This is a genomic window from Polynucleobacter sp. Latsch14-2 (assembly GCF_018881925.1).
Lineage (GTDB): Bacteria > Pseudomonadota > Gammaproteobacteria > Burkholderiales > Burkholderiaceae > Polynucleobacter.
On sequence record NZ_JACVPL010000006.1, the window covers coordinates 80,773 to 99,851 of the forward strand.

Annotated in this window: 13 protein-coding genes; 4 read left to right on the forward strand and 9 right to left on the reverse strand. The window is 46.0% G+C overall.

The window, feature by feature from the left end:
* Positions 1-51: 51 nt before the first annotated feature.
* From lpdA to aceE, 3 genes are read right to left on the reverse strand one after another with little or no spacing between them, the layout of a single operon-like run.
* Entirely contained in the window at positions 52-1,833 is a 1,782-nt protein-coding gene (gene lpdA / locus ICN46_RS07055; protein WP_216206496.1) for a dihydrolipoyl dehydrogenase, read from the reverse strand.
* A gap of 9 nt (positions 1,834-1,842) precedes the next feature.
* The gene (gene aceF, locus ICN46_RS07060) at positions 1,843-3,138 is read right to left on the reverse strand and encodes a dihydrolipoyllysine-residue acetyltransferase (RefSeq protein ID WP_216206499.1); all 1,296 of its coding nucleotides are present in this window, start codon (positions 3,136-3,138) and stop codon (positions 1,843-1,845) included.
* Positions 3,139-3,152: 14 nt separating this feature from the next.
* Positions 3,153-5,849, reverse strand: a complete 2,697-nt coding sequence (gene aceE / locus ICN46_RS07065) for a pyruvate dehydrogenase (acetyl-transferring), homodimeric type (protein WP_216206502.1) — start codon at positions 5,847-5,849, stop codon at positions 3,153-3,155.
* A gap of 194 nt (positions 5,850-6,043) precedes the next feature.
* Here aceE and ICN46_RS07070 point away from each other — a divergent pair, with 194 nt between their 5' ends.
* The 4 genes from ICN46_RS07070 to ICN46_RS07085 are packed head-to-tail and all read left to right on the forward strand — an operon-like array spanning position 6,044 to position 12,294.
* A complete protein-coding gene (locus tag ICN46_RS07070; RefSeq protein ID WP_216206505.1) occupies positions 6,044-8,566 on the forward strand; it encodes a PAS domain-containing sensor histidine kinase in 2,523 nt (840 codons plus the stop codon).
* A gap of 33 nt (positions 8,567-8,599) precedes the next feature.
* On the forward strand, positions 8,600-9,247 hold the full coding sequence (locus ICN46_RS07075; RefSeq protein WP_216206507.1) for a response regulator transcription factor: 648 nt from the start codon (positions 8,600-8,602) through the stop codon (positions 9,245-9,247).
* Positions 9,248-9,261: 14 nt separating this feature from the next.
* Positions 9,262-10,116 (forward strand): bifunctional methylenetetrahydrofolate dehydrogenase/methenyltetrahydrofolate cyclohydrolase FolD, encoded by an 855-nt coding sequence (folD, locus tag ICN46_RS07080; protein WP_216206510.1) that lies wholly within the window; start codon positions 9,262-9,264, stop codon positions 10,114-10,116.
* Positions 10,117-10,170: 54 nt separating this feature from the next.
* Positions 10,171-12,294, forward strand: a complete 2,124-nt coding sequence (locus ICN46_RS07085) for a M3 family metallopeptidase (RefSeq protein ID WP_216206513.1) — start codon at positions 10,171-10,173, stop codon at positions 12,292-12,294.
* Positions 12,295-12,300: 6 nt separating this feature from the next.
* Here the strand turns inward: ICN46_RS07085 and xth are convergent, their stop codons facing one another.
* The 6 genes from xth to ICN46_RS07115 all read right to left on the reverse strand — a co-directional run bounded on the left by xth (position 12,301) and on the right by ICN46_RS07115 (position 19,077).
* Positions 12,301-13,146: an exodeoxyribonuclease III gene (xth, locus tag ICN46_RS07090; protein WP_216206515.1), complete on the reverse strand. Its 846-nt coding sequence runs from the start codon at positions 13,144-13,146 to the stop codon at positions 12,301-12,303.
* Entirely contained in the window at positions 13,139-14,590 is a 1,452-nt protein-coding gene (ntrC, locus tag ICN46_RS07095) for a nitrogen regulation protein NR(I) (protein WP_216206518.1), read from the reverse strand. The genes xth and ntrC overlap by 8 nt, the downstream gene beginning before the upstream one ends.
* The gene (glnL, locus tag ICN46_RS07100) at positions 14,587-15,708 is read right to left on the reverse strand and encodes a nitrogen regulation protein NR(II) (RefSeq protein WP_370625494.1); all 1,122 of its coding nucleotides are present in this window, start codon (positions 15,706-15,708) and stop codon (positions 14,587-14,589) included. Before glnL ends, ntrC begins: the two co-directional genes overlap by 4 nt.
* A 26-nt stretch (positions 15,709-15,734) precedes the next feature.
* A complete protein-coding gene (gene glnA, locus ICN46_RS07105; protein ID WP_216206521.1) occupies positions 15,735-17,153 on the reverse strand; it encodes a type I glutamate--ammonia ligase in 1,419 nt (472 codons plus the stop codon).
* Between the two features lie 201 nt (positions 17,154-17,354).
* Positions 17,355-18,215 (reverse strand): competence/damage-inducible protein A, encoded by an 861-nt coding sequence (locus tag ICN46_RS07110; RefSeq protein WP_216206524.1) that lies wholly within the window; start codon positions 18,213-18,215, stop codon positions 17,355-17,357.
* A complete protein-coding gene (locus ICN46_RS07115) occupies positions 18,208-19,077 on the reverse strand; it encodes an EI24 domain-containing protein (RefSeq protein WP_216206526.1) in 870 nt (289 codons plus the stop codon). The genes ICN46_RS07110 and ICN46_RS07115 overlap by 8 nt, the downstream gene beginning before the upstream one ends.
* Positions 19,078-19,079 lie beyond the last annotated feature (2 nt).

The window sequence follows — 19,079 nt, forward strand, 5'->3', positions numbered from 1 at the left end:
CATCACAAAAAAGCCCCGACTAATCGGGGCTTTTCTTTTCCTTGAATCAAGCTAAGACTTCTTTTTAACTGGTGGCAAATCGGTGCAGTGTCCGTGCGCAGCTTCAGCGGCAAGACCTACCGACTCCCCTAGTGTTGGATGAGGGTGAATGGTTTTTCCAATATCAACCGCATCCGCGCCCATTTCAATTGCTAGGCAAACTTCACCTATGAGATCGCCGGCATGAGTACCGACAATTCCACCGCCAATGATGCGATGGCTTGCGGCATCGAAAATCAATTTAGTGAAACCCTCATCCCTGCCATTAGCAATCGCCCGCCCACTAGCAGCCCATGGGAACAAACCTTTCTCATAGGCAATCCCTTGCGCCTTACATTGCTCTTCAGTTAATCCAGCCCATGCTACCTCTGGGTCTGTGTAAGCAACTGAAGGAATTTGCTTAGCGTCAAAATAGGACTTTTGACCAGCGGCTGCTTCTGCGGCAACATGTCCCTCATGAACAGCCTTATGTGCCAACATTGGTTGACCAACAAGATCACCGATTGCAAAAATGTTATGGACATTGGTTCGCATCTGCTTATCGACCGGAATAAATCCTCGCTCATCAACTTGCACCCCAGCGGCAGCTGCGTCAATCTTCTTGCCATTTGGTGAGCGCCCTACTGCCACCAGCACTAAATCGTAAGTCTGTGGTTCTGCAGGCGCGTTTTCACCTTCGAATGTCACTTCAATACCATCAGACTTAACCTCAGCTTTAGCAGCACGAGTTTTAAGCATGACCTTTTCAAATCTACCGGCATTGAACTTTTCCCAGACCTTTTCTAAGTCGCGATCTGCACCCGCCATGAGACCATCCAGCATCTCAGCAATATCAATACGTGAGCCAAGAGTGCTGTATACGGTTGCCATCTCTAAGCCAATAATGCCGCCACCAATCACTAGCATCCGTTTAGGTATGCTCTTTAACTGCAAAGCGCCAGTGCTATCAACAATGCGTGGATCTACTGGCAAAAAAGGAAGTTTCACTGGTTGACTTCCGGCCGCAATAATCGCCTTCTGAAAACGAATCACTTCCTTAGATCCCGTGAGATCCTGGCCATCACCACTAGTGAGTTGCACTTCAACGTGATTGGCATCCAAAAAATGTCCTAGTCCACGCACAACTTTTACCTTACGCGCTTTGGCCATACCAGCCAATCCGCCGGTCAACTTAGCGATCACAGATTCTTTGTAGCCACGCAGTTGATCGATCTCAATCTTTGGTGCACCAAAGGTAATGCCATGTTTTGCCATCGTCTTAACTTCATCCATGACAGATGTAGTGTGCAGCAAAGCTTTAGATGGGATGCAACCCACATTTAAGCAGACACCGCCTAAGGCAGCGTAACGCTCTACTAATACGGTATTCATACCCAAGTCAGCGCTGCGAAAAGCTGCGCTATAACCGCCGGGGCCAGCGCCTAAAACTAATAACTCACACTCGTGATCGACTTTACCGCTATATTGCCCTGCAATTGGTGTGGGGGTTGGCGCTACTGCTGGAGTTGAAGTAATGACGGTTGCAGGTGCGGCCTTTGGGGTGACTGTTGCTTCAGCACTAACTTCAACCTCGGCAATCACACTACCTTTACTAACTTTGTCGCCTAATTTAAGAGAAATCGCTGTGACAGTTCCGGCTGTGTCTGCTGGAATTTCCATAGTGGCTTTATCAGACTCGAGCACCAACAAGGGCTGCTCTTTTTGAATGACATCACCAACTTTGATTAATACCTCAATCACTGGAATATCTGAATAGTCACCAATATCTGGTACGAGGATCATCTGTTTTGACATGGATCCCCCTTAGAGAATTGCGCGACGGAAGTCGGACAAGAGTTGAGAAACATAGACATTAAAACGAGTCGCAAGTGCACCATCGATCACCCGATGGTCAGCAGTCAAAGATAATGGGCAAATCAAACGAGGCACGAATTGCTTACCATCCCATACTGGCTTCATTGCAGCCTTACTAACACCTAGGATAGCGACTTCTGGCGCATTCACAATGGGTGCAAAATAAGTTCCACCGATGCCACCCAATGAGGAGATGGTAAAGCTAGCACCCTGCATTTGATCTGGCTTGAGTTTCCCATCGCGTGCAAGTGCAGCCAAATTAGATGTTTCTTTAACAATTTCAAAGATGCCTTTTTTATCGACATCTCGAATCACTGGAACGACAAGACCGGTTGGGGTATCAGCTGCAAAGCCAATATTGAAATATTTCTTCAAAACTAAATCGTCGCCATCGAGCGAGCTATTAAACTCGGGATATTTTTTTAGGGCAGCAACAGCTGCCTTCATGATGAATGCCAGCATGGTGATCTTGATGCCCTGCTTTTCATTCTCCTTATTAGTGAGAACGCGGAAAGCCTCTAAATCAGTAATATCTGCATCCTCGTGATACGTCACCGCAGGAATCATGACCCAGTTACGACCCAAATTAGCAGCAGTCAGCTTCTTGATACGATTGAGTGGTTGACGCTCAATTTCACCAAACTTGGCAAAATCGACTTTTGGCCATGGAATCAGATTCAATCCACCCAAGCTTCCGCCAGAAGCACTACTAGAGTTGCCCCCACCGCTCATAGCGGCTTTTACAAACGCCTGGACATCATCTTGCGTAATGCGACCTTTAGGCCCAGTACCCTTCACTTGCGAAACGATTACCCCAAGTTCGCGTGCGAATTTACGGACAGATGGACTCGCATGACTCACATTGTCATCTGCAGGAGGAGGTGTGATGCTAACCGGCGGTGGAGGTGGAGCCAACTTTATTGGAGGCTCAACCGGAGGAGTTTTTTGTTCAGGCGCTACCGCAACTGCTGGTGTTGGCGCCACTGCGGGCATCGACGCAGAAGCCGCCTCCTCCAGCATGATAACCACCGAACCTTCAGATAGTGAATCACCAATCTTGACCTTCACCTCTTTGACTACGCCAGAGTGGCTAGAAGGCACATCCATGGTTGCTTTATCGGATTCCAACACAACGATTGATTGTTCTTTCTCTACGGTATCGCCGACCTTAACTAAGACCTCAATAACTGGCACATCTTTGTAATCCCCAATATCAGGGACTTTAATTTCGATTAATTGGCTCATATTTCAATCTCTAGTTAAACCGTCATTGGGTTGGGTTTAGTAGCATCAATACCGTACTTCTTGATTGCTTCAGCAAGCTTCTGACGATCAAACTGTCCGGCATCTGCCAATGATCGCAAGGCTGTTAATACTACCCAGCGACGATCGACTTCGAAGAAATCGCGCAACTTCTCACGAGTGTCAGAACGACCAAAACCATCGGTACCAAGCACTTCATATTGACGACCAATATGCTGAATGGCCGGACGAATCTGCTCGGCAAATAAACGCACATAGTCAGTAGCCGCAATCACAGGCCCTGTTGTATCTTTTAGGCATTTTTCCACATGGGACAAGACAGGTGTTGCAGCAGGATTTAAAAGATTGCTACGATGCACAGCAGCCCAATCACGTCCGAGCTCAGTGAAGCTTGGACAACCCCATAAGTCAGACGCAACCCCCCAATCTTTGTGCAACATTTCTGCTGCCTCAATCACTTCACGGAAGATTGTTCCAGAGCCAAGTAATTGCACGCGCAACTTGGCATTGGCATCACCAACGGATGTCAACTTATACATCCCTTTGATAATGTCTTGCTCTGCACCCTTCGGCATTGCTGGATGAGCGTAGTTTTCGTTCATCAAGGTGATGTAGTAGTACACGTCTTCTTGCACCTCTAACATCCGGCGCATACCATCTTGAATCACCACTGCTACCTCAAATGAGAATGTTGGGTCATAACTGATGCAGTTAGGAACAGCAGCACTCCACACTTGACTATGGCCGTCTTCATGCTGCAAACCCTCGCCATTCAAAGTAGTTCTGCCGGCGGTACCACCTAACAAGAAGCCACGACTGCGCATATCGCCCGCAGCCCAAGCTAAGTCCCCAATCCGCTGGAACCCAAACATGGAATAGAAGATATAGAAAGGCAACATGGGAACACCATGCGTAGAGTAAGAGGTAGCTGCTGCGATCCAATCGCACATACCGCCAGCTTCATTAATGCCCTCTTGCAAGATTTGTCCGTGCTTATCCTCTTTGTAGAACATCAATTGATCATGATCTTCTGGTGTATAGAGTTGACCAAGTTGGTTCCAAATACCGAGCTGACGGAACATGCCCTCCATACCAAAAGTCCGAGACTCATCTGGAACGATGGGAACCACTCTCTTGCCTAAGACTTTATCGCGCAAGATGGTATTTAGCAGTCGCACAAACGCCATTGTTGTCGAAATCTCACGACCTTCCGTAGTTGCCTCCAGCATCGGCGCAAATACATCCAAAGCAGGCACAGGTAGACTCTCGGCTTTTGTACGACGCTGCGGCAAATAACCGCCAAGTTCGTGGCGACGAGCTTTCATATACTCAAGCTCTAAGCTACCATCTGCAAATTTAACGAGCGGCATTTCATCAAGTTGCTCGTCTTTGACGGGTATTTCAAAACGATCACGGAAACGACGGACGTCATCAGCGTTCATTTTCTTTGCCTGGTGGGCAATATTCATTGCCTCACCAGAGCCACCCATGCCATAACCTTTAATGGTGTGCGCCAAGATAACGGTAGGCTCATTTTTATGGTTTACAGCTGCATGAAATGCTGCATAGACTTTATGGGGATCATGGCCACCACGATTGAGTTGCCAAATCTCATCATCAGTCCAGTCATTAACTAAGGCTTTTAGCTCTGGGGTGTTAAATACAGTTTCACGAACATAAGCACCATTTTTAGCCTTCATGGTCTGATATTGGCCATCCACAATTTCGCCTAAACGCTGCATCAAGATGCCTTTTTTATCGCGTGCAAATAAAGCATCCCATTGACCACCCCAAACTACTTTGATGACATTCCAACCGGCACCACGGAACTCACTCTCAAGCTCTTGAATAATTTTTCCATTGCCACGTACAGGGCCATCTAGACGCTGTAGGTTGCAGTTGATTACAAATATAAGGTTGTCGAGTTTTTCACGGCCAGCCATACCAATCGCACCCAATGACTCTGGCTCATCTGTTTCGCCATCACCTAAGAAGGCCCAAACTTTTCTGCCTTCTGTCTTAGCAAAACCCCGATCGGCCAAGTAACGCATAAAGCGCGCTTGATAAATAGCCATGATCGGACCAAGACCCATGGATACCGTTGGGAACTGCCAAAAATCTGGCATCAACCAAGGATGCGGGTAGCTGGAAATTCCTTTTCCACCAACTTCTTGACGGAAATTATTGAGCTGCTCTTCGGCCAAGCGACCTAACATGTAAGCACGAGCGTATACACCAGGGGCTGAATGGCCTTGTACAAAAATTAAATCGCCGCCATGTTCTGGCGAAGGTGCATGCCAGAAATGGTTAAAGCCAACGTCATATAAAGTTGCGGCAGACTGAAAAGAAGAAATATGACCACCAACGTTCGTGTCTTTATTGGCACGCAATACCATGGCCATGGCATTCCAGCGTGTGTAGGAGCGAATTCGATGTTCAACGTTTTGATCTCCGGGTAAGCGAGCCTGCTGCTCAACGGGAATGGTATTGATATAAGGAGTCTCGGCATGAAAAGGCTGATTAACGCCATTCACTCGAGCATGAGAAATTTGCTGATCGATTAAATAGGCAGCTCTTTCTGGCCCTTCTGTCTTGATGACACCATCAAGCGCCTGCAACCATTCTTGAGTTTCTGCGGGATCTGCATCTTGCGCACTCGTTTTACCCAATATTTGTTCTGGAACTGCTGCCATAACCTGCCTCCATAAGGAACTTCGGTGTTAATCATTCACTCTATAGGCAATATTCTAGGAAGGTATATGGGTGTAAACAAGGAATTTTTCACATAATGATAATATTTCTCATAATATGATAATTTATTGCAACGCATCTAAATCATTGAAATACCTAAGAAATAGCACTCCATAAGGCAAAATAAAGGCTATTCATGACATACAAGCGCTTTTCAATCTGGCAACTGAGCCCAAGCAAATGGCTCCGACGAATTCGGGGGTTTAGGCTTGTATACACACCGTTGTTAGCAATTGTGATTTTTACAGCGGTAATGGGGATTATTTTAGGCACCCTTCAGTTGCAAGAAAAAACCCAGCAAGAATCTGCCCTATTTCGCGAACTCTCGTTTGCAAAGCAACGAATTCAATTGCGGTTTCTAAACAATACCGAGTTACTTCTTTCTATTAGTAGAGACTTGGCTGCCAATAGCGATCAAGAAAAATTGCGCGCTAGCGCTTTAGACCAACTAGAAAACTTTGTCCTAAATAACCATGAAATTTCTGAAGTCATATGGCTTAATGAAAATAATGCTCGTCAGTGGGCCATGCCACCGTCAGGAAATAAATCAGATTGGTATACAAAAACAGAAAATGGTCCAGCGATAAATCAGGCGCTGAAAAAAACAATTGAATTAAGTAAATTAGCCAACCGCCCCGCATTTAGCCCCTTCATCACCTCAAATCTATCAAATGATGAGCCATTAGCCAAAGAAAGAAAAACGGTTTTTTGGCAAGTCGTACCCATTATCAATGGCGGTGAAATCACTGGTGCTTTAGCTGCTCTCTATACAGCCCAGGGGGTACTTGACGTTATACCTGGTGAACTGAAAAGCCAATATCGCTTCACGCTCTTAACAGATCACGAAACGATCTTAGCCATTTCATCTGACCGAGATACTCCGAAACGGTCCTTTAGCAATCAAACTAGTTTAGACGTCGGCGTTCTCAGCCCCAATTTAGTCCTGCGGATTGATACGTATCCGCCGCCAACAAATTTAACATTCAGAATGTTAATTGGAGTTGTACTTGGGTTAAGCGCCTTCGTGGTTTGGAGTTTATGGTCGGTATTAAAACAAATGCAGGTTCGTCAAGAGGCGGAAGCCAATCTCAGAACTGAAACCAACTTCCGGAGTGCGATGGAGAATTCCACCCCCGTGGGAATTCGCGCTCATGATATGGATAAACGCATCACTTATGTGAATCGAGCCTTCTGCGAAATGACGGGCTGGTCGAGCAAAGAGCTGATTGGTCTTTTGCCACCCTTCCCTTTTTGGCCTGCTGGCAGGAAGGATGAATTAAGCGCCAAGATGAATCGTGCAGTTGAGCTCAATACCGGCCTCCCATTGAAAGGCGGAATCGAAGGCAGCGTACTGCGTCGTGATGGTAGTGAGATTCAAACGAGGACTTTTATCGCACCATTGATTAATGAACGAGGCAATCAAACGGGTTGGGTAACGTCATTAATCGACATCTCAGAGCCAAAGAAAATTCGTGAAGAACTTGCCGCGTCTCAGGAGCGATTTATTACTGTTCTTGAAGGGCTAGATGCTGCTGTTTCAGTTCTGTCGATCCAAACAGGCGAACTGCTGTTTGCAAACCGCTTCTACCGCGAGCGCTTTGGTGATAACCCCAAAGGTCATCTAGATTTAGCGGGTGGTGAATTGGCATTTAAAACTATGCAAACACTTGCCGAGGAATATGGCAATAAGACGCCAGGAATTGCACACTCCTTGCTTTACCAAGAATCCGAATCAGAAGAAGTTCAACTTTTGGAAAATAGTGTTAAATGGTATGAGGTAAGACGTCGCTTCATCCCCTGGGTGGATGGACATTTGGCACAACTTTTGATTGCAACCGACATCACCATGCGCAAAGAAGCTGATGATCTAAATCGCCAACAAGAAGAACGGATGCAGTTTACGAGTCGTCTCACCACCATGGGTGAAATGGCCTCATCACTTGCGCATGAATTGAATCAACCACTTTCAGCCATCTCCAATTACTGCATGGGGGTCGTAAACCGACTCAAAGCACTGGTTGACCCCGAGATTAATAAAGACATATTGCCGGCCCTTGAAAAAGCAGCGGAACAAGCTGTGCGTGCAGGCACAATCATTCAGCGCATCAGGAGTTTTGTTAAACGCAGCGAACCCCAACGTAAATCATGCGCAATTGCCGATATCATTAATGACGCGGTTGGCTTAGTGGAAATTGAAGCGCACCGTCATCGCTTAAATATCACTTCACATGTAGCCGACAACCTGCCTCATGTAGATCTTGATCCAATCTTGATTCTGCAAGTTTTGGTGAATTTACTAAAAAATTCTCTAGATAGCCTCCGAGATGTCTACCCCCTATCATCAAGATGGTCTGCACCCCCTGTCAAAATTTCTGCCGATCTCGATACCAGCACCTTTCCAGCTATGCTCAAAATAGAGGTAACAGATGCTGGTGCAGGCATTGCAGAATCCGTTATCCAGAGGATGTTCGAACCCTTTTTCAGCACTAAACCCGACGGAATGGGTATGGGCTTGAATATTTGCCGCTCCATTATCGAATCTCACCATGGTCGACTTTGGGCTAAAAACCACATGGACCCAGAACATACAAAGCTGGTTGGCTGCACCTTTACAATACTATTACCCCTGGAATCAATAGATTCAAGGGCAATAGTTTAAAAATCGTATCTAGACTTATCCGCGAGATCCTACATGAATATGAGCACAGCGACAAAACCGAACCAAGCCGAAGTAGTCTATGTTGTAGATGACGATGAAGCGGTGCGAGATTCCCTCACATGGCTTCTAGAAAGTAATGGCTATATTGTGCGTTGCCATGCTAGCGCGGAACGCTTTCTTCAATCATTACAAAGTACCGATAAGTCCACTATCTCCTGCGCTATTTTAGATGTGCGCATGCCCGGAATGTCGGGTCTTGAACTACAAGAACGATTACTGAATGATCACCTTCCAATGCCAGTGGCATTTATTACTGGACACGGTGATGTGTCAATGGCGGTATCGACCATGAAAAGGGGTGCTGTTGATTTTATTGAAAAGCCCTTCAAAGAAAATGATCTATGTGGTTTGGTTGATCGAATGCTGGCAAAAGCTCGTATTGATTATGCACAAGCAAGTCAACGCAAGATCACCCAAAGCCTTCTCAGCAAACTCACCGGTCGTGAGCGCCAAGTACTTGAAAGAATTGTTGCAGGTCGACTAAACAAACAAATTGCCGACGATCTTGGCATATCTATCAAAACAGTTGAAGCGCACCGCGCCAATATTATGGAGAAGTTAAGTGTCAATACGGTTGCAGACTTACTACGTCTTGCCTTGTCAGACCCTCAACCGATTTAATCATTTTTCAAGTTATGCCAGCACAACTACTCGACGGTAATACCCTCTCCAAAAAGCTTCGTGCAGAGATAACCGCGCGAGCCGCTATTGTCACTGCAAAGGGTGTACGCCCAGGATTGGCAGTCATTGTTATTGGTGATAATCCAGCTAGTCAGGTGTATGTGCGCAACAAAGTGAAGGCCTGCGAAGATGTTGGCTTTTATTCTGTTTTAGAGCGTTATCCTGCCGAGCTAGGTGAAGATGAATTGCTTGCTCGTATTGCACTGCTAAATGCAGACCCCAAAATTCATGGGATCTTGGTCCAGCTCCCATTACCAGATCATATCGCTACCGAGAGGGTGCTAGAGGCAATTGCTCCTGAAAAGGATGTTGATGGCTTTCATATTGCTAACGCCGGAGCCTTGATGGTTGGTCACCCGGAATTCAAGCCCTGTACCCCTTACGGATGCATGAAGATGCTAGAAAGCATTGACTACCCCATTCGCGGTGCCCGCGCTGTCATTGTTGGTGCCTCTAATATTGTGGGTAAACCAATGGCTATGTTGCTTTTACAAGCAGGTGCGACTGTCACCATCTGCAATAGCAAAACGCGTGACTTAGCCCACCACACCAAAGATGCCGACATTCTAGTGGTAGCCACTGGCAAACCCAAGATGATTAGTGGCGACATGGTTAAAAATGGCTCTGTTGTTATCGATGTAGGCATCAATCGTTTACCCGACGGAAAACTCTGCGGAGATGTTGATTTTGATGCCGCCAAATATATTGCTGGATGGATTACGCCTGTACCCGGCGGCGTTGGTCCAATGACCATCACCATGCTCCTTATGAATACGCTTGAGGCAGCAGAAAAAGCAGTCAAAAAGTAACTCGGCGCTAAGGCTAATTTAGCAATATTTTCTGCATTACAGTAAGCTAGAGGGATGAATATTTCTATCCCATCTCAATTACTTAACAATCCACTCATTACTTTTGGTCGCGGCATTCCTGAGTATGCGCAGATAAAGCCTGAGCATATTGACCCAGCTATTTCTTTTTTGTTAACACAGGCAGAATCCGCAGTTATACACGCAACCGATTCAAGCACTCCATGCACTTGGAATGCGCTTGTGGAGTCGCTAGAAGATGCAACCGAAAGACTGGGAAGATCTTGGGGTGTTATTTCTCACCTCAATAGCGTAGCAGACACCGCTGAGCTCAGGGCTGCCTATGGCGCGATGCTTCCGCAGGTGACCGCATTTTTTTCCCACCTTAGTCAAAACCTTGCACTGTACGAGAAGTTTAAAGCACTCAAAAGTAGTGGTGAATTTACACTCCTCACTAGTGCCCAGAAAAAGGTTATTCAAAACTCTTTACGAGATTTTTATTTAGGTGGCGCAGAATTGTCAGAAGAGGAAAAACCGCGCTTCTCTAAAATTCAAGATGAGCAAGCTATTCTAGGCAAGGCATTCTCCGACCATGTATTGGACGCTACCGATAGTTTTGTTCATCTCATTACAGATCAAACTGAACTTGCCGGTTTGCCAGAGGATGCTATTGCTGCTGCTGCCGATACTGCACAACAGAAAAATTTGCAGGGCTGGGCATTTACCTTGCACTTCCCCTCTTACTACCCTGTCATGCAGTACTCTGAGAATCGCTCCTTGCGTCAATTAATGTATCAAGCCTACGTTACCCGCGCCTCAGAATTGGGACCTCAATTTACTAATGGCAAACTCGAATGGGATAACACCGAGAATATGTTGGCACAACTGCGTCTACGTGATGAAGAGGCTCGCATGTTGGGCTTTGCGAATTACGCAGCATTGAGCATAGCGCCAAAGATGGCTAATACCGTTTCTGAAGTTGACCAATTCTTGGGTGATATTGCCAAAAAATCAAAACCCTTTGCCCAAAAAGATTGGGATGCATTGCAGGAATATACCAAATCCCAATTGCATTTATCCGATGGCATACAGCCCTGGGATATCGCCTACTGCTCAGAAAAACTCAAACAGGACCGCTATTCTTTCTCAGAAAACGAACTCAAGCAATACTTCCCGCTGCCCAAGGTTCTAGAGGGTTTATTTGGCGTGATTCAAACCTTATTTGGCGTCAAGATTAGCGAGACTAACTTACCAACTTGGCACACGGATGTGCAATCGTTCTCCGTTAGTAATGATGATGGTCAAATTATTGCTTATTTTTATTTGGACCCCTATGCTCGCCCCGGTAAACGCGGCGGCGCTTGGATGGACGATGCTAGAGGCAGGCGCGAGCTATCTAATGGAGAAATCCAGATTCCGGTGGCTTACTTGGTATGTAACTTTGCACCCCCCGTCAAGATCGATGGTCAGCTGCAACAACCCACCATTACGCATGATGATGTAATTACGCTCTTTCACGAAAGTGGCCATGGCCTTCATCATCTATTAACTCAAGTCGGGGCCTTAGGTGTTTCTGGTATTAATGGCGTGGAATGGGATGCGGTTGAATTACCAAGTCAATTCATGGAAAACTTCTGCTGGGAATGGGAAGTCTTAGAAAAAATGACGGCTCACGCAGAAACTGGTAAGCCTTTGCCTAAGACCTTGTTTGACAAAATGTTGGCAGCGAAGAACTTCCAAAATGGCCTAGGCACACTACGTCAAATTGTGATGTCATTAACGGATTGGCGATTGCACTCTACTTTTGATGCTGCTAAAGCAGAAGGTGAAACTGTGCTCGAACTCTCTAGAAACACCGCTACAGAATTTAATATCATTCCCCAACCAGAAATCTCTCGTTGGATTAATTCCTTTAGCCATATCTTTGCTGGTGGCTATGCGGCGGGCTACTACAGTTACAAATGGGCTGAAGTGCTTTCTGCGGATGCCTATTCTGCATTTGAAGAAGCGGCAAAGTTGTGCGGTAGCGTACTGGACAGCAAAACTGGCAAACGGTATCGGCAGGAAATCCTGGAAGTCGGTGGCAGTCGACCTGCTGCCGAATCTTTCAAGGCATTTCGGGGTCGCGAACCCAGCATTGATGCTCTACTTCGCCATGGTGGCTTAGTTGAACCAGCCTAATGATTTCTAGGCTTTAATTTCTGCAATGACAGGAGCGTGATCTGATGGTTGCTCCCAGGTGCGTGGTTCTTTATCGATGATGCTGGTATTGCAATTGTCTTTGAGTGCCTCACTCAAGAGAATATGGTCAATGCGCATACCAGCATTGCGCCTGAAACCCATCATCCTGTAATCCCACCAGCTAAATGCCTTAGGAGCTTGTTCGAACATCCGGAAGGAATCTTGAAATCCTAGTTTTAATAAATCCTGAAAAGCCGCCCTCTCTTGAGGCGAAACCAGATTCTGACCTTCCCATGCCTTGGGATCATGCACATCAACATCCTGAGGTGCGATATTGAAATCGCCCAAAAGAGCCAATCGGGGATACTTCTTGATTTCTGAATCAAGCCAAATTTTTAATGCCTCAAGCCAAGATAACTTGTAGATAAACTTTTCACTATCGGGTGACTGCCCGTTCGGAAAATAGGCGGAAACTAACCTAATAGGCTCGATGCCCTTGAAACATACCGTGGCAGCCAAGATGCGCTGTTGCTCATCAAGATGACCCGGAATATTTCTGATGGGCTTTAAAAAAGTGGTTTCTAGATCTGTTGAGATTGGCGCTAAGGCAGCGTGCCTCACAATAATAGCCACACCGTTATAAGTCTTTTGGCCGGCAGCAAGGCTCAAATAGCCGGCCGCCTCAAGCTCTTTATGCGGATATTTATCATCCGTAAGTTTTAACTCTTGGAGACATAGAGCATCAATCGGCTTCTTTGCCTTTTCTTGATCACTTAACCAGCGCAAAACGTGCGGCAAGCGAACTTTTAGAGAGTTCACATTCCATGCCGCTATCCGAACTGAATCAGTCATCTATTCCCAATTCCTGAAGTTTTCGAGTAATGGTATTTCTACCAATTCCTAGGCGTTGTGCTGCCTCCACCCTTCTACCACGAGTTACTTCAAGAGCAGCTTGCAAAACGGCCTTTTCAAACTTAGAACACAGAGCGTCGTAGACATCCTTATCGCCATCTTGCAGCATCTTTGCTGCTAGACGACTTAAGCCACCCTCCCAATCAACAGTTGCAACACGACCTGTAGCGGAGACTGGATTGACAACATCGCCCTGTTGAGGAATGGGTTGAAAACTGGAGCCAGTCAAAATATCTTCAGGAAGATCACCAACACCAATAACATTAGATGGCGTCATCACCGTTAGCCAATGACACAGATTTTCTAATTGGCGCACATTTCCTGGAAAAGGCATTACCCCAATATCTTTTAGCGCTTCATCAGACAACTTCTTCGGCTCAACACCTAGGGATTTGGCGCAGCTCAGCATAAAATGTCTGGCCAATAGCGGTATATCTTCAGCGCGCTCTCGTAACGGAGGCATGCGCAAGCGAATCAGATTTAATCGATGCAATAAATCTTCCCTAAAAAAACCTGCGGCAACACGCGACTCTAAATTTTGATGAGTTGATGCAATGATTCTGACATTGACCTTAATGGGGTCTTGTCCACCAACGCGATAAAAATGACCATCGCTTAATGCTCGTAAAAGACGTGTCTGTAGATCAAAAGGGAGATCACCGATTTCATCCAAAAACAAAGTGCCCCCATCAGCTTGCTCAAAACGCCCTCGGCGAAGTGTTTGCGCTCCAGGAAAAGCGCCACGCTCATGACCAAATAACTCTGACTCCAAGAGATCTTTTGGAACAGCCGCTGTACTCAGTGATACAAATGGACCTCTAGCGCGAGGGCTATGTTTATGCAAAGCCAAACCAACGAGTTCTTTGCCCGTGCCAGATTCACCAGTAATCAAAACGGTGGCATGAGACTGCGCCAGACGGCCAATCGCTCGGAATACTTCTTGCATTGCTGGTGCTTGACCAATAATTTCAGAGGAGTCTTGAATCCAAGACCCAAGCTCCTTGATACCAGACTGGTTGCGATTGCTTTGCTCAATTGCGCGATGGATGAGTTCAATCGCCTTCTCTAGGTCGAATGGCTTGGTAAGGTATTCAAAAGCACCTCCCTGGAATGACGAGACCGCGGAATCCAAGTCTGAATAGGCGGTCATGATAATGACAGGCAGCTGTGGATGACTTTCCTTAACGTGCTGCAGTAACTCTAGGCCATTTCCGCGGGGCATGCGGATATCAGAAATCAGAACTTGTGGCGATTCCTTTTCTAATGCATTAAGAACATCATTGGGGTTTGAAAAACTCTTATGGGGAATATTCTCACGTGTTAGAGCCTTTTCTAAGACCCAACGAATTGACTGATCATCATCGACGATCCAAATTGGTTTCATGATGCTTTCTCCCGCTTACGATATGGAATCTGAATATGAAAATTTGTGCAGCCGGGGCGACTATCACAAGCGATAGACCCCTGATGGTGTTGTACAAAAGTTTGCGCTAGAGTGAGGCCAAGCCCACTACCGCCTTCCCTACCCGATACTAGGGGGAAAAATATGCGCTCTCTAATATTTGCTGGAATGCCGGGCCCGTTATCAATTACGTGCAAATCCATGGCCATCTTATAACGTTGCTTTGCAATCGTCACCGAGCGTGCTACACGAGTCTTTAGCTCAATTTGAGCGGTGCCTTTATCAATCTCATCTGAAAGTGCTTGCGCCGCATTGTGAGCAATATTGAGTACTGCCTGGATTAACTGCTCACGATCACCCAGCACATCGGGAAGGCTGGTGTCGTAATTTCGGATGATCCGTAGACCCTTAGGAAACTCTGCCAAGACCAGACTCCGAACACGCTCTAAGGCCTCGTGTACATTAAAAAGCTCCATATTATGAGCTTTACGATGAGGGGCTAACAAACGATCAACCAAAGTCTGTAAACGATCAGATTCTTTAATAATGACCTGGGTATATTCTTTCAGACCTTTTTCTGGAAGTTCAAACTCTAAAAGTTGTGCAGCCCCCCGAATACCTCCCAAGGGATTTTTAATTTCATGCGCTAAGTTACGCATCAACTCTTTATTTGCTTCAACTTGCTGCGTAACGCGCTCATCACGTTCGCTACGAAGCTGTTGATCGATCGGAAACCATTCAATCATGATCAAATCAGCATCATCAAACATTGCAACCACCACATGCGCAGGGATAGATTCTTGGTGAATGCTTCCCGGCAAAGAATGCAAAGTCATCTCTTGACGCTGTGCCGATGTTTGGCCAAGCTGAACATTTGCAATCATTAAATTTAATGGCGGATTATCGCCAAATAAATCACGCACAGACTGACCCTCAAGTGATTTACGCGACAGATCCAAGGCTGATTCAGCGGCTGGGTTCACATAAACCAAAAGTTGGCTTTTGGCCTCAAATACCACAAGGGCATTAGGCATCTGATCAAGCAATGTCGGAAAAAAAGGAGCAGCCGAAGCTGCTCCCTTGAACGAATTGCGCAACAGTCCTGCGCTCAAGTTCTCTCCTTCGCTTACAGGGAGTAGTACATATCAAATTCGATAGGATGAGTAGTCATACGGAAGCGTGTGACATCCTCCATCTTCAAATTGATATAGGCATCGAGCATCGAGTTAGTAAATACACCACCGCGGGTTAAGAACTCACGATCTTTATCGAGCTCAGACAAGGCCTCTTCCAAGCTTGCACAAACAGTTGGAATCTTTGCATCTTCTTCTGGTGGCAAGTCATACAAATTCTTGTCAGCAGCTTCTCCTGGGTGAATCTTATTCTGAACACCATCTAAACCAGCCATCAACAAGGCAGAGAAAGCCAAGTATGGGTTAGCAAGTGGATCAGGGAAACGTGTCTCAATACGACGGCCCTTAGGATTTGCTACGTGTGGAATGCGAATAGAGGCAGAACGGTTACGCGCAGAATAAGCCAACTTCACTGGAGCCTCAAAACCTGGAACCAAACGCTTATAGGAGTTTGTACCAGGGTTGGTAATCGCATTCAATGCCTTGGCGTGCTTAATGATGCCGCCAATGTAGTAAAGGGCAAACTCTGACAAACCAGCATAGCCATTACCAGCAAAAAGATTCTCGCCATTCTTCCAAACGGATTGGTGAACGTGCATACCCGATCCATTGTCACCAACAACCGGCTTAGGCATGAAGGTTGCAGTTTTTCCATAAGCGTGGGCAACGTTTTGTACCACATACTTTTGCCAGATAGTCCAGTCAGCACGTTGTACTAATGTACTGAACTTGGTACCCAATTCATTTTGACCTTGGCCAGCAACTTCGTGGTGATGAACTTCGACTGGAATACCTAATGATTCAAGAATCAAACACATTTCAGAGCGCATATCCTGAAAAGTATCTACAGGAGCAACTGGGAAGTAGCCACCTTTCTTACCTGGACGATGACCTGTGTTGCCGCCTTCGATTTCAGCACTAGATGACCATGGAGCTTCTTCAGAGTCAATCTTCACGAAGCAACCCTGCATGTCAGAACCCCAACGAACGCCATCAAAAATAAAGAATTCTGGCTCTGGACCAAAGTAAGCGGTATCACCTAGACCAGTGCTCTTTAAATAGGATTCGCAACGCTTCGCAATCGAGCGTGGATCGCGATCATACCCCTGCATATCCGCCGGCTCAACAACATCGCAAGTCATAACCAGAGTGGATTCTTCATAGAATGGGTCAATATAAGCAGCCGTAGGATCAGGCATCAGCAACATATCAGATGCTTCAATACCTTTCCAACCGGCGATAGATGAACCATCAAATGCATGACCGCTTTTAAATTTATCCTCGTCAAAAGCAGAAATAGGTACTGTGGTATGTTGTTCTTTGCCCTTTGTATCTACAAAGCGGAAATCAACGAAAGTACACTCTTTCTCTTTAACTAACTTCATCACATCAGCGACGGTCTTGGTTGTCATGCAACTCTCCTCTATTAACTAAATTTGGAATTCAAAACTTAAGGCATACACCCTTGTTTATTCCAGGCATCAAACATGCCTAATGGATGTATCTAATTTACTGAAGCAAACAAGTGGGATATCTCATTATTGCACTATTTGAGTGCTCAAATACCCCTTCTAAGGCAGAATAAATATTAAAATGCACCAAATTAGTGCTATCTAAGCTGGGTCAAGATCATGAATTTCATAGCCCAATTCGGCTGTACCGGCACGCAAAGCGCTCCACGCACTTTCCAGCAGATTTGCATTGCCCTTGATGCCTAATTCAATGTGACGAACAGCAAATACACCACCTCTAGTTGAGTCCCCAACAGATGGGAGACTAAATACCTTCACACCTGGATAACTAGCCTCAATACGCTCCATTAATGGAGTCAAAACTGACTCAACTCCCTTGGGCACAATAAAGCTCTGCTCAGCCCAATTATCTTGATGGAAAAGCGCTTTGTAGTGAGTATCAAGGCACCAAGCCATCATTGGAGCTGCCATAACTGGAAAGCCTGGTAAAAAATGATGCTCATTAATGCGAAATCCGGGAATTTGGTTATATGGGTTTGGGATGATGTCGCTGCCAAGTGGAAACTCACCCATTTTGAAGCGGTGCTGATTCTCGGGCGTGTTTAAATCAGCCTTTATTGGGTCGCCTTCTGCAGTTGCCTCAATACGTCCAGCAATCAGTTCACGTGCCGTAGGATGCAATTGGGTTTTCGTACCCAAAGCCAAAGCAGCACATTGACGAGTGTGATCATCTGGCGTTGCCCCGATCCCGCCTGTACTAAATACAATATCACCGCTGGCAAAACTGTCTTTTAGTGTTGCAGTAATTTGCTCAGGATCATCAGCAACATATCTTGCCCATGAAAGACTCAAGCCCCGCTCAGTCAAGAGTTCAATGAGTTTGCTTAAATGCTTATCCTGACGACGCCCAGATAAAATTTCATCGCCAATCACGATTAATCCAAAGCGACGTGATGTATCGGCTGGAATATCAACAGCAACCGTTTTTAATGCTTCAACCATGATAAGAAGATCCCGATTCAATAATGCGTGATTCAACTGTCAGTACAGACTCTAGTTCATTACGCCGTAAATCTATTAAAGCGGTTAATAAAAAATGGCTAAACCACAGCGCCGCAAAAACAAAGATTAACGAGTAAATCCAAAGGGCAACAAAACTCACTAGCGGAAATAATACAAGCGCCAGGGCTGAAGTCGCCCAAAAAAAGGTGGGGACAGCGCCAAGCAAGCCTGAGGCTATCCCCATAGACAATAAAGACCATCGATATTTGGCAAGCAACAGGTCGCGCTCTTCTGGGCTGGCATGCTTTGCCAAAACGTCATATGACATTAAGCGCATCGTTAACCACCCCCAGAGTAGTGGAGGCAATACGGCGACCAACGGTGGCATCCACCACACTGGTAGGGTCAGCATTACAAGCGCTAGACAAATCAAAGCTGACCAGAGTGTGTAAAAAAAACTTCCTAGTAAGCCGCCGCCTCGTTTGCAGTCCAAATCTTGATAAGCAGACTGACGCGATACCAGATTAACAATTGTTGGCACTGTTGTAAAAGCAATCAATACCAACAAGCTGATGCAGATTAAGGGAATCAATAGCATGACAAAAAACAAAGGGGCAATCCACGCTCTAGCATTTTCAAAGCCTGCCCAAATCAAGCCATCTTGTATCCAGCTAGTAAACATGGATGTTGTTAAAAAAGTACTCAGCACCTCAAGAGCCGAGGTCCAGGTTAACCAAATTAAGCAACCCCACAGTACCGAAACAATTAAAAATGGGCGCAGACTTAACCACAGCATACGAGGGTGCATGGAGCCGACCAGAGCCAGGCCAAAAGATCTAATCACTTGCTGAAGTCCGTCCATAA